Source organism: Moraxella sp. CTOTU47915, from assembly GCF_031986685.1.
Taxonomy (GTDB): Bacteria; Pseudomonadota; Gammaproteobacteria; order Pseudomonadales; family Moraxellaceae; genus Faucicola; species Faucicola tetraodonis.
The window spans coordinates 29884-42461 of the sequence record NZ_DAMAAE010000010.1; the positions used below are offsets into that span (position 1 = coordinate 29884).

12 protein-coding genes are annotated in these 12578 nt (G+C 43.3%); 3 read left to right on the forward strand and 9 right to left on the reverse strand.

Annotated features, from left to right (window positions below):
* Positions 1 to 57 precede the first annotated feature (57 nt).
* A complete protein-coding gene (groL, locus tag RTL34_RS08855) occupies positions 58 to 1698 on the forward strand; it encodes a chaperonin GroEL (RefSeq protein WP_007114919.1) in 1641 nt (546 codons plus the stop codon).
* 227 nt (positions 1699 to 1925) lie between these two features.
* Here groL and yaaA read toward each other — a convergent pair whose 3' ends face one another.
* The 8 genes from yaaA to RTL34_RS08895 all read right to left on the reverse strand — a co-directional run bounded on the left by yaaA (position 1926) and on the right by RTL34_RS08895 (position 8444).
* Positions 1926 to 2732, reverse strand: coding sequence for a peroxide stress protein YaaA (gene yaaA, locus RTL34_RS08860; RefSeq protein WP_050325047.1), 807 nt, complete (start codon positions 2730 to 2732; stop codon positions 1926 to 1928).
* Between the two features lie 97 nt (positions 2733 to 2829).
* Positions 2830 to 3750, reverse strand: coding sequence for an ornithine carbamoyltransferase (gene argF, locus RTL34_RS08865; protein ID WP_096489138.1), 921 nt, complete (start codon positions 3748 to 3750; stop codon positions 2830 to 2832).
* Between the two features lie 126 nt (positions 3751 to 3876).
* Positions 3877 to 4962: an alanine racemase gene (alr, locus tag RTL34_RS08870; RefSeq protein WP_312116295.1), complete on the reverse strand. Its 1086-nt coding sequence runs from the start codon at positions 4960 to 4962 to the stop codon at positions 3877 to 3879.
* A gap of 27 nt (positions 4963 to 4989) precedes the next feature.
* Entirely contained in the window at positions 4990 to 6411 is a 1422-nt protein-coding gene (gene dnaB, locus RTL34_RS08875; protein ID WP_312116298.1) for a replicative DNA helicase, read from the reverse strand.
* Between the two features lie 274 nt (positions 6412 to 6685).
* Positions 6686 to 7144 (reverse strand): 50S ribosomal protein L9, encoded by a 459-nt coding sequence (rplI, locus tag RTL34_RS08880; RefSeq protein WP_060994380.1) that lies wholly within the window; start codon positions 7142 to 7144, stop codon positions 6686 to 6688.
* Between the two features lie 15 nt (positions 7145 to 7159).
* Positions 7160 to 7387: a 30S ribosomal protein S18 gene (gene rpsR / locus RTL34_RS08885; protein ID WP_036594162.1), complete on the reverse strand. Its 228-nt coding sequence runs from the start codon at positions 7385 to 7387 to the stop codon at positions 7160 to 7162.
* Between the two features lie 15 nt (positions 7388 to 7402).
* On the reverse strand, positions 7403 to 7831 hold the full coding sequence (rpsF, locus tag RTL34_RS08890; protein WP_007114929.1) for a 30S ribosomal protein S6: 429 nt from the start codon (positions 7829 to 7831) through the stop codon (positions 7403 to 7405).
* Positions 7832 to 7976: 145 nt separating this feature from the next.
* Positions 7977 to 8444: a hypothetical protein gene (locus RTL34_RS08895; protein WP_312116303.1), complete on the reverse strand. Its 468-nt coding sequence runs from the start codon at positions 8442 to 8444 to the stop codon at positions 7977 to 7979.
* A gap of 424 nt (positions 8445 to 8868) precedes the next feature.
* On the opposite strand from RTL34_RS08895, the gene RTL34_RS08900 reads away from it, so the two are divergent.
* On the forward strand, positions 8869 to 9081 hold the full coding sequence (locus RTL34_RS08900; RefSeq protein ID WP_312116305.1) for a hypothetical protein: 213 nt from the start codon (positions 8869 to 8871) through the stop codon (positions 9079 to 9081).
* 185 nt (positions 9082 to 9266) lie between these two features.
* Here the strand turns inward: RTL34_RS08900 and RTL34_RS08905 are convergent, their stop codons facing one another.
* A complete protein-coding gene (locus RTL34_RS08905) occupies positions 9267 to 10754 on the reverse strand; it encodes a L,D-transpeptidase family protein (RefSeq protein WP_312116307.1) in 1488 nt (495 codons plus the stop codon).
* 695 nt (positions 10755 to 11449) lie between these two features.
* On the opposite strand from RTL34_RS08905, the gene prmB reads away from it, so the two are divergent.
* Positions 11450 to 12472, forward strand: coding sequence for a 50S ribosomal protein L3 N(5)-glutamine methyltransferase (gene prmB, locus RTL34_RS08910; protein ID WP_409455453.1), 1023 nt, complete (start codon positions 11450 to 11452; stop codon positions 12470 to 12472).
* Positions 12473 to 12578: the final 106 nt, after the last annotated feature.

Here is a 12578-nt window from a genome sequence, read left to right on the forward strand (position 1 = left end):
TGGTAGCAATTTGGACTACCTTATACAAATAAAAATTTATAATTTGGAGAATTTAACATGGCTAAAGATGTAAAATTTGGTATTGATGCCCGTGCAAAAATGATTGATGGCGTCAACGTATTGGCAAATGCGGTTAAAGTGACATTAGGCCCTAAAGGTCGTAACGTGGTTATCGACAAATCTTTTGGCGCACCCACCATCACTAAAGATGGCGTATCAGTGGCTAAAGAAATCGAACTTGATGACAAATTTGAGAACATGGGTGCACAGCTAGTTCGTGAAGTTGCAAGCAAAACCAATGATGTTGCAGGTGACGGTACTACCACAGCGACTGTTTTAGCCCAAGCGATTTTGCAAGAAGGCATGAAATCAGTTGCCGCTGGCATGAACCCAATGGACTTAAAACGTGGTATCGATAAAGGTGTACGTGCTGTTGTTGCACAAATCCACGCGTTTTCAACCCCAGCCAATGACACTAAAGCCATCGCACAAGTTGGCTCTATCTCAGCTAACTCTGACCAAACTATCGGTGACTTAATCGCTCAAGCGATGGAAAAAGTGGGTAAAGAAGGCGTAATCACAGTTGAAGAAGGTTCAGGCTTTGAAGATACCCTTGAAGTCGTTGAAGGTATGCAATTTGATCGTGGCTACATCAGCCCATACTTTGCCAATAAAGCAGATACGTTGACCGCTGAACTAGAAAACCCATTAATCTTGTTAGTCGACAAAAAAATCAGCAATATCCGTGAGTTGATTCCACTGCTTGAAAACGTGATGAAATCTGGTAAAGCCTTACTGATCATTGCTGAAGATGTTGAAAACGAAGCCTTGGCAACTTTAGTTGTGAATAACATGCGCGGCGGTTTAAAAGTTTGTGCTGTCAAAGCCCCTGGTTTTGGTGACCGTCGTAAAGCGATGCTTCAAGATATCGCAATCTTAACGGGTGGTACAGTTGTATCAGAAGAACTGGGCATGAGCTTAGAAACTGCGGATTTATCAGTATTAGGTACTGCCAAAAAAGTGACGGTTGGTAAAGAAAACACTGTGATTGTCGATGGTGCCGGTCAAAAAACTGAAATCGATGATCGTGTTGCCTCTATCCGTCGCCAAGTGGAAGAATCAACCTCTGATTATGACAAAGAAAAGCTACAAGAGCGTATTGCTAAACTCGCAGGCGGTGTGGCAGTTATCAAAGTCGGTGCGGCGACTGAAACTGAAATGAAAGAGAAAAAAGACCGTGTGGATGATGCCTTGCATGCAACTCGTGCTGCCGTCGAAGAAGGCGTTGTAGCAGGTGGTGGTGTGGCATTGGTTCGTGCTATCTCTGCGCTTGACAATGTCAATGGTGACAATGACGACCAAGCCGCGGGTATCAACATTTTACGCCGTGCGATGGAAGCCCCACTTCGTCAAATCGTGACCAACGCAGGTGATGAAGCATCTGTGGTGGTAAACCAAGTCAAAGGCGGTCAAGGTAACTACGGTTACAACGCAGCGACTGGTGAATATGGCGATATGCTTGAAATGGGTATCTTAGACCCAGCCAAAGTCACTCGCTCAGCGCTTGAAAACGCAGCATCTGTGGCAGGCTTGATGCTTACGACAGAAGCAATGATTACTGACCTGCCAAAAGACGACGCTGGCGCTGCTGCCATGGGTGGTATGGGCGGCATGGGTGGTATGGGCGGCATGATGTAATCTAAAGATTATATCCTACTCAAGCCATTTAGCTAAAATTAAAACCCTATTAAACTTCAGTTTAATAGGGTTTTTTAATTAGGGAAATTATCACAACCATGACGATGGAACTACCGACCGCTTCACTACCACAAGCCAACACCATCGGTGTATTCAATAAAAATGTGTTAAAAGATAGTATGAGTGTGGATTTATGGGCGAATATTTTGCGTTAAATGGCGGCGCAGTTAATCATTATCCCGTCTAAAAACATACTCAGTTGAGCTTGAAGCATTTTCAACAAACTGATAGCCTTCCAAGTTAAAGTCTTTTAACTGTTGCGCGGTTGTCAGCTGATTTTCAGCGGCAAAACGCACCATCAAGCCGCGTGCCTTTTTGGCATAGAAACTTACCACTTTATATTGACCATCTTTGCCGTCTTCAAAACGGGGCGTGATAATATCCGCGCTGATTTTTTTGGGATTAACCGCCTTGAAGTATTCGTTGGAAGCCAAGTTTACCAAAACTTTGTGTTTATTTTCTGCCATGCGTTGATTGATGAGATTGGCAAGCGTATCGCCCCAAAATTGATACAAATTATCGCCTCTAGGATTTTTTAGTTTTGTGCCCATTTCCAAGCGATAAGGTAGCATCAAATCAAGCGGTTTTAACAAGCCGTACAACCCAGATAATATTCCTAATCGCTCATTGACATAATGGACTTGTTGTTCAGTCATTTGCTGCGCTGCCAAACCTGTATAGACATCGCCATCAAATAAATACAGCGCCGCTTTAGCAGGTATGTCAGCATGATCGGTACTAAATGGCTGGGTAGTATCCCATCGCCAATTTTGGTTGCGCACGGCATTTAATTGCCCAAGTTTAGCTGAGATACTCATCAACGCCGACAAATCGGTTGGCGCTAATGTTTTTAATTCACTCATCAATTCGCAAGCGTGCGCCATCAAAGCAGGCTGGGTATAATGCTGACTAAAATCAAAAGGTAAATCATTTTTTTCATTCAAATTTTTGGCAGGCGAGAGCACAAAGTACATGGCTATGTTCCGTTTACTTTATCGGTTAAGAATTAGAGCGGTTAAGATAATGATAATGGCAGCGCAGGGCGCAAAGATAACGCCCAAGCCACATAGACTAGGCGAGTTTGATTTTATCGGTTAACAAGAATTCCATCAGCGCTTTTTGGGCATGCAGACGATTTTCGGCTTCATCCCATACCACAGCGCGCGGATCCTCAAGCAAATCATAGGAGATTTCTTCGCCGCGGTGGGCAGGCAGACAATGCATAAATAATACGTCTGGATCGGCTTTATCCAGTAATGAGCGGGTCACCATATACTGGGCAAATCGCCGCGCACGAGTATTTTGCTCGCTCTCTTGCCCCATACTTGCCCATACATCGGTGGCGACCAAATGCGAGCCTTTGACCGCCTCATTAACATCTTCGACCAGCTCAACACAGTGCGAATACTGCTTGATGAGGTCGGCATTGGGTTCAAACCCATAAGGCGCGGAAACCCGCAGTTGAAAGCCAAATTGATGCGCAGCATGGATAAAAGAAGCGCACATATTATTGCCATCCCCAATCCAAGTCACTGTTTTGCCTTCGATGCTACCACGGTGCTCTATAAAGGTTTGGATGTCGGCTAGTAGCTGACAAGGATGCTGCTCGTCAGTGAGTGCATTGATAACAGGCACTTGTGAATACTGGGCGAATTTTTCAACAATACTGTGTTCAAAGGTGCGAATCATGACGATATCGACCATGCGTGAGATGACACGTGCTGAATCTTCAATCGGTTCGCCACGACCTAGCTGGGTATCGCGAGGTGATAGAAATATGGCATGACCGCCAAACTGTCCCATCCCTGTTTCAAACGAAATACGGGTACGGGTACTCGATTTTTCAAAGATCATCCCCAAGGTACGACCGACAAAAGGCTGATAAATAACCCCTTCATGCTGCATCAAACGCAGTTCACTGCCACGTTTAATCACTTGCATTAATTCTTCTTTGCTAAAATCCAATAACGTCAAAAAATGGCGGGTACTCATTGCCTGTCCTACATCCCAATTTTGTCAATAAACATTACAGTAAACTATCAGTATAGCGGATTTATCCAAACTGTCTAGCAAATTGACGCATTTGTGTCACTTTAACATCCGTCACATAGTTAACAGTTATGACTGATAAATCCATGTTGGACGTCGGGTGACCACACTTAACAGCTCATAGCTAATGGTATCATTCCAGCCACCCACCTCATCAATGCTCGGTGCATTACCCCAAAGCTGGACAGGGCAGTCAAGGTTTACCCCAGTGGTATGGGTCAAATCAACCATCAACATATCCATCGCCACCCGACCGATGATAGGCGCCTGTTGACCTGCGGCGACGACATACGCATCATCGCTAATCACCCTTGGATAGCCATCGGCATAACCCACACTGACAATGCCGATGCGCGCTGGGGCTCGGGCAGTCCAGCGACTACCATAACCCACGCTATCGCCCGCTTTTAGCGTATGAATTGCCATGATACTGGCGTTAAAATGCATGACGGGTTGCAGATTTAGCTGTTTGGCAGTGGCATGATTTACAGGCGTTGCCCCATACAAGATAATGCCTGGGCGCACCCAATCATAATGGCGGTCTGACCAGTTCACAATCCCTGCTGAATTACACAATGAGCCTTTAATCGCTGGGTTTACTTGGTCACGTAGCATTTGTAGGGTTGAATCAAATAATTCAAATTGTTGTTGGTTATTGGGATGATCGATGGCATCAGCGTTGGCAAAATGGGTGGTCAAAACAATCTCATAGCCTGAGCTAGTTAATTGCTGAGCAATTTCCTTGATTTCATCCGATGTAAAGCCAAGGCGGTTCATGCCAGTGTTTAGTTTTAGCCAGACGGTTGCGCCGGTTTTTGCAGGCTGCTGCAACGCCCAGTCTAATTGGCGTTGGTGGTGTACCACGCACTCGATTTGATGCGCTATACAATATTGCCATTCTGCTAATGAAAACGCGCCTTCAATCACTACCATTAATTTTTGCCAGCCCGCCTGTTGTAGTTCTATCGCTTCTTGCAAACAAGCGACACCTAGGGCATCGGCTTGTGCTACGGCGGGTAAACAGTTGACGGCGCCATGCCCGTAGGCATTGGCTTTCACCATGGCTAATACCTTGGCGGTAGGGGCATAATCTTTGACGCGTTGTAAGTTATGGGTAAGCGCTGCTAAATCGATGGTGATGCTGGTTTGACGCACAATCTTGACCTTGTTGCAGTAAAATTTTTATTCATCAGGTTCGCTAAAGGAAGCGGTTTGGTAAAATTCAGGGGTTAAGTTACCAAAACGGGTAAATTGCCCTTCAAAGGATAGGCGCACTGTCCCAATAGGTCCATTACGCTGTTTACCGATAATGATTTCAGCTGTGCCTTTAGCATCGCTATTTTCATTATAAACCTCATCACGATAAATGAACATAATCAAATCGGCATCCTGCTCAATTGCACCCGACTCCCGTAAGTCCGACATAATCGGGCGTTTGTTGGGTCGATTCTCCAAACTTCGATTTAGCTGTGATAAAGCCACCACAGGGCAATTCATCTCACGGGCAAGCGCTTTTAAGCTTCGAGAAATCTCCGAAATCTCACCCACGCGGTTGTCGCCTAAGCCTGGCACTTTCATCAGTTGTAGATAGTCGACCATTACCATCCCAAGTTTGCCATCATTGTCTTTGGCAATACGGCGACAGCGTGAACGAACCTCAGATGGGGGTAGCGCGGTACTGTCATCGATATACAGTTTTTTAGCATGCAGATGGGCGATGGCGTTGGAGAGTTTACCCCATTCGTCTTCGTTCATTTGACCTGAGCGCAAATGCGTTTGGTTGATAGCCCCCCAAGAGGACAATAGACGCATCACAATTGACTCGGCAGGCATTTCCATTGAAAACACCACCACCGGTAAATCGGTATGAAATAAAATACTCTCTGCCAAATTCATCGCAAATGTGGTTTTACCCATCGAAGGACGCGCTGCCACAATAATGAGATCGCCCGCTTGTAGCCCTTGGGTTTTGTTATTGAGTTCTTCAAACGGGGTCTTAAGCCCAATCATGCCTTCAGGATGGTCTTTAAGTTCTTGGATATTGTTGACGACATTGGTAATAACATCGCTCAGTTGGGTAGGACCCTTGTGTTTTGAATGGCGGCTATGGGTTTCATTGATGGCAAAAATTTCGCTTTCAACGGTATCTAAAATATCACTGACACTTTGATTTTTTGGGTCAAAGGCAAGCTCTAGCATATGACTGCCGGCTTTGATGATTTGGCGTAAGGTCGAGAATTCTTTTACCCGCTGCGCATAAGCAGTCAAGTTAAACAGCGTCGCTGGGCTTTGTGATAGGATATCGCCTAGATAATCGCTACCACCTGCAGGTTCAAGCAGTTTTTGCATATCGAGCCAGTCCATCACCATGGTGGCATCATACGGCTCATTGGCATTGGCAAGATGAGAGATAGCATCAAAAATATATTGATGGCGCTGTGCATAAAAATCATATTTGGTAATAATATCTGAGATGCGATCAAACGACTCTTCAAGGCTCATCAGCGACGCTAGGACGGACTTTTCTAAATCCATACTGTGCGGTTGGTGCTGCGTCAGCGAAGTATTCTTAAGATCGTTCTCTTTGGTTTTATCGTCTGCCATGATGACCTGTGATAAAGTTATTTTAAATAGTTTGAAAGGGCAAAATTTTGCTAAAAGTTATCGGTTGCAAATGGTGAGTCTAACACACGCATCAAAATAGAACAGTCAATATACCGAAAAAACCATCCAAATTCTAATGAGAAAAATATAAAAAAACGGCAATTTTTTTGAATGAAATCAGCTTGAATTTTAGGCTTTCTTGTTGAATTTTTACGCCGCAAACAATAAAAAAAAGAGACAGCAAAGCCATCTCTTTTTTAAAGTAAACTATCAATTAAGCAGCTGAATCTTCTGCCAAGATAGTGACTTGAATGTTGGTCATTACATCGTGATGTAATTGAATGTCAACATTATATTCGCCAATTTGACGTAATGCACCTTCAGGCAATTTAACTTCTGAACGGTCAACAGGTAAACCAGATTTAGTTAAGGCATCGGCGATATCGCGAGTACCGATAGAGCCAAATAGTTTGCCTTCATCACCTGATTTTGCACGGATGATAACATTGACGTCTTGTAGCGCTTCAGCACGGGCATTAGCAGCGGCTAATTCATCAGCTTCTACTTTTTCAAGTTCTGCACGGCGTGCTTCAAATTTTTCGATGTTAAAAGCAGTGGCTGGTAATGCTTTACCTTGTGGTACAAGGAAGTTACGGCCGTAACCTGCTTTTACATTAACAGTATCGCCTAGTTTACCTAGGTTAGCGATACGTTGTAATAAAATAACTTGCATATATCACTCCTTGGTTTATTTTTGGCTGTCAGTGTAAGGAACCAACGCAAGATAACGCGCTTGTTTGATTGCTACAGCCAATTGGCGTTGATATTTGTTTGAAGTACCAGTGATACGGCTTGGTACGATTTTGCCACTTTCAGTGACATACTGTTTTAGGATTTCGATATCTTTATAATCGATATGGGTAATGCCTTCAGCAGTAAAACGGCAAAATTTACGGCGGCGATAAAAACGTGCCATGATTAGTCTCCTTAATTATTCGTCGTTGTTGTCTTCAGCATCAACTTCTGACTCATCATCATTTGATTGATAGTCATCTTGAGCTGTATCGTTACGGCGTGAAGCTTTACGAGCACGTTTTTCTTCAGCACTTTTTGCTAATGGTGATTCTTCAGTAATCGCTTCGTCACGACGGATAACTAAGCTACGGATGATAGCATCGTTATAACGGAATAATTCTTCAAGCTCATCAAGCGTTTGTTGACCCGCTTCAATGTTTAATAGCACATAGTGAGCTTTGTGAACTTTGTTGATTGGGTAAGCTAATTGACGACGACCCCAATCTTCTAGGCGATGGATAGCACCACCTTGTTCTTTTACTAAGTTGATATAACGCTCAACCATGCCAACCACTTGGTCGCTTTGGTCTGGGTGAACCAATAATACCAGTTCATAATGTCTCATAAAGACTCCTCACGGATTAAACAGCCGTTGACCCCGTGTCAACAGCAAGGAGATTGAATGCACCTAAGTTAAAATCATCTAACTATATTGGTATAAACAAGGTGCGCTATTATATAGTAGCGCACACTCAGTAGCAAGTTAATATTTACTTAACAAATTCGCCCACGCATTGCTGCAAGGTATTCGATACGGCACGCGCCACAATGACATTGCGCGCGGTCGGGTCAACCGCTGCTGTGGTCAAATCGACAATGGTGACGGACTGCGGCGCTTTTTCGCTGACGCAGCTACAGACATTGCTCGCTACCTCTGCTTGTTTCTCGGAAGTCATCAAAACGCTGCCCAAGCGCCAGTATTGGTTATTTTGTAATTGAGTTTGGCATTGTTGATTCACCGCGGCTTTAAATATCGCCATGCCGACATTGTTGGCAGTGCCGATGGTGTTATTAGCATCCATCACACCGGTACCAGTGGTAGCGGCGCAGCCGCCCAAGGCTAGGGCTGAGCCAATCACTGCAGCGGCACTTCCTATGCATTTAGTAGCTTGGCGTTTATTAGCTAGGCGTTTAGTAGATAGCCTAATAGCGGCGAAAAAAGAAAATTGTTGATGCATATCAAATACTCCTGTCCTTTATTGTGTTAAACAATTGATAAACACCGCTAACATAGCAGATTACAGAAGATTTCTTTACCACAATTTTTTAACCAAGTCATGTTATTGGGTCATAGTTATTAAAAATAGTTACTAAAAAATATGCCATCAAACTTAAAAAACTGGGTGGGATTTTTTTTCATCAATGTTTATAAAGCCAATTAAATTCCTCGACCTCAGTGATATTAATCGGAAAAAAACACGGATTTTTTGGATTTTTCGATAGATTTGATTCAAATTAAACCTTACTAAAAATGTGGGATTGATAACCAATTGTTTTAGGTTGCGCATTTGTTTAATCTTTTTTTTCCTTGTTTTGAGTGTGGAATTGGACTATAACTATACCTAACAAATACATCTATTTACGCAATGATAAGGAGTTGTTATGAACTGGCAATTATTTAGCGCAATTTTTACAATCGCTTCTGGTGTGACTATCGGTGTTTTAATGACCATTGCGTTGGTGACCGGTTTTGATGAGGCGCCACACATTGTAACGGCAGCCATTATAGGGCTGGTGTTGTCGATTCCGATTGCTTGGGTAGTGGTAAAAAAACTACAAAGTTTGGGTATGAATAAAACCCCTGTCACACCTTGACTGTCATAGCATAAATGGCGCTTTGATAATGCAGCAGCTCACTAGATAATTAATACATAGCAAAAACCGTTTAACTGAGAAAACCGCTTAACTAATAATAGTTAAGCGGTTTTTTTATGGTTAATAAGGTTAAAAGAGTATAGCACTCACGCTAAACTGTGGTGCTAAACGCTGTGGCTCAACAGCTACTGTAAATCTACCTTAGTGCCTGTATCAACATTGGCATACACTTCAAGCACATCCCAGTTGGTTAAGCGAACACAGCCGTGCGAGGCTTGACGGCTAATGCCTTCAGGAACGGGCGAGCCATGAATCCCGTATGAGGGTTTACTCAGTCCCATCCATACCACACCGACTGGACTTTTGGGTCCTGGCGGCAACATAAACACTTTTTTATCTTTGCCTTCACCGCTACTGGCGCGGTACCAAGGGTTTTTAACACGATTGACAATACTAAAGGTACCCGTAGGAGACGGTGTATCACTACTACCGACCGTGGTAGGATAAGTGGCAATTAATCTATCGCCATTATAAGCGTATAAGATATTGTCGGCTTTTTTGGCAACCAAACGGGTGATTTTCTCATTGAGCGGCGCGCCTGGGTTAAAGACGGTGATGGTTTCACCCACGGTGAATTTTTTATCGCTATTAAGCTTTTTAAGATAGCGAATATCCATGTGGAAACGTTCAGCCAACATTTCTTGGACGTCTTGATAGTATAGACCTTTCATTTTAGATTTGGCTTCACTACCACTCGGTGTTGGCTGATACGGACCTTTAATATCTTCTTGCGTCAAGGTATAACCGACCAACACAGGCTGATTGGCAGGAATTTTTTCATTTAACAGTTTCCAAACTTCCGCGCTCATACGGCCATCTTGGGGTAGTCCATGCATGGCTTGGAAATTTTTGAGCGCTTTTTTGGCATTCATACCCCAACCGCCATCAATTGGACCCGGTGAAGCATGATTCCAATCTAACAAGGCTTGAAGTTTTAAGGTCGTTGCTGAGTTAACATTTTGACCAGGTTTCCAGTCGGCACTATTGACTAGCTGTGCGTAGTCAGACAAATTTAGGGTAGAAAAACTGGCAGGTGTCGTTGCTGTTTTATTGTTACCTACCGTCGTCGGGTCAAAAGTTGGCGCAGCCGTCGTAGTATTGTTGACTTCTTCAGAGCTCGCGCCTGCGACACCTGCACCCGAGGTATAGTCATTATCAATACCGGTTTGGTTGGCATCATCTTTAATGCCTAATGCCGTGGTGGTGGCTGGGACTGGCGTCAAGGGAATATCGGTTGAAGTTGCCGTTGGTTTTACCGCAGTTGCCGCAGCAGCCGATGCGCCTTTGGGGGTAGTAGAAGATTGTGTGACGCTAGCTGCGGGCTTGGCTGTTTGCGGTTTTTTAGCAGTAGTGGTTGCGGCTTTGCTTTGCGATTTTTTAGCCGTTTTACTATCGGTAGTAGTTTCTTTAGCAGTCGCAGCTGCGGTAGAGGCGCTGGCCGCTTTAGTTGTGGCAGTTTTAGTTGTGGCAGTTTTAGTCGTTGTCGTTGTTTTGGTCACAGCTTTGGTGGCGGGTGCCGTTTTGGCGGTAGTGGTGTCTGAGACCGTGTTGGTGGATGCAAATGCTTGATTGGCAATCAGACAAGCTAGGGTAGACAGTACAAATTTTTTCATAGATTGACTCAATAATCGGCAATAACAAATAAAAATAAGGGACAATATAAATAACGTACAATAAAAGCATAAATTGGCAGCAATTATACTATAAAAACCAACTTTTCGGGCAATGGCTCATTTGTTGGCAGCACAGCAATTTAAGTCTAAGTAGCGTTTGCCAAAGCGTTTAATAACCTTGCGCCATGAAAATTCGCTGCACACTTAATTTTTACGCCGTTAAAATGTTGTATAGATAAATTGTCCCATAGGCGAATTTACATGCTTTAAGTCTAACATTAACAAATCGCGCCATAGACAATGGTAAAATTTTTTAACCAAGCGGTATTTTTATAGCAAGGTTAACCTAAAAAAGGGTTTGAAACATTTAGACCTGCGCGCAACATTTATTTTTACCATGTTTATTGAACAGCTCGATGATGAAAAATTGAATTGTACAAATCTGCGACCTTTTAGCTTGTTAAATGACTTTAGCTCGTTAAATAATTTGTAAAAAAATCAAAGTATATTATAATTTTAATTCAAAATTTTTTAGGTTAACCACTATGTCATCATCGCCATTTGCATCAGCCAATGTTTCTCACACGCCATCTTTTGACCAAAATCAAGATTTACAAAACCTTGATGATTTGCAAATCGATTTGCAAACACTTGATATGGATGAAGAAAGCGAATCAGATGACATCTTTGACACCATGCAACAAGAGTTTGCTGAAGCACACCAAACCCTAAAAACGATTCGCGATTTTATCCGTTTTGGGGTCAGTAAATTACGCGAGCATGATGTGGTAGTCGCGCAAGGTACCACAGATGAGTTTGCTGAAGCTTCTGCCATTGTGCTACAAACCTTGTCGCTTGATTGGTCTGCCGATGAGCAAATTTTAGATTGTCGCCTGACCAATAGCGAAAAATCAGAAGTGTTGACATTGTTGCAGCGCCGTATCGTAGAACGTAAGCCTTTGAGCTATTTAATTAATTTATCTTATTTTTGCGATTTGCCATTTTATGTGGATGAGCGGGTATTGATTCCACGCTCGCCAATTGCTGAGCTGATTCGTCAGCAGTTTTATCCGTATTTTGAGCCCAATGATTTGGTTGAAAAAATCAGTGGCACTACTAATGACAAAAAATTTCATGACCACGGATTGTATGATAAGCAGTTAGCACAACCAGAGCGTATGCTCGATTTGTGTACAGGGTCAGGCTGTATTGCCATTGCCTTGGCAAGCCGTTTCCCTGATGCAATGGTCGATGCCAGTGATATCGATAAAAACGCGCTAGAAGTGGCAGCGGTCAATGTGGAACATCACCATATGAACCATCAAGTCAATTTGATTGAGTCAAACTTATTTGAAAAAGTGCCTGCAGAAAATCAATATGATTTGATTGTGACCAACCCGCCGTATGTTGATGCGGCGACGATGGCAGATTTACCACCCGAGTTCTTGCATGAGCCAGACCATGCATTGGCAGCGGGACAAGATGGCTTGGATTTGGTGCATCATATTTTATACAACGCCCCAGATTATCTGACTCGTGACGGCTTGCTGGTGTGCGAGGTGGGGGATAGTGAATGGGCACTGCGCCAAGCCTATCCTGAAATTCAGTTTGATTGGTTAACCTTTGCACATGGCGGGCATGGGATTTTTGCCATGGATTATGATGAATTGATGGAAAATCGGGCATATTTTGAGCAGTATGTGAGTGTATCTCAATAGGCAGTCGTTTAGGGTTGCTATCTTTAACTGGTTGATTAGGCTTGAGGATTTAACGAGTTAGATAATGGCTAAAAAAACAATATATGAACAGTGTGTAACAAATCCA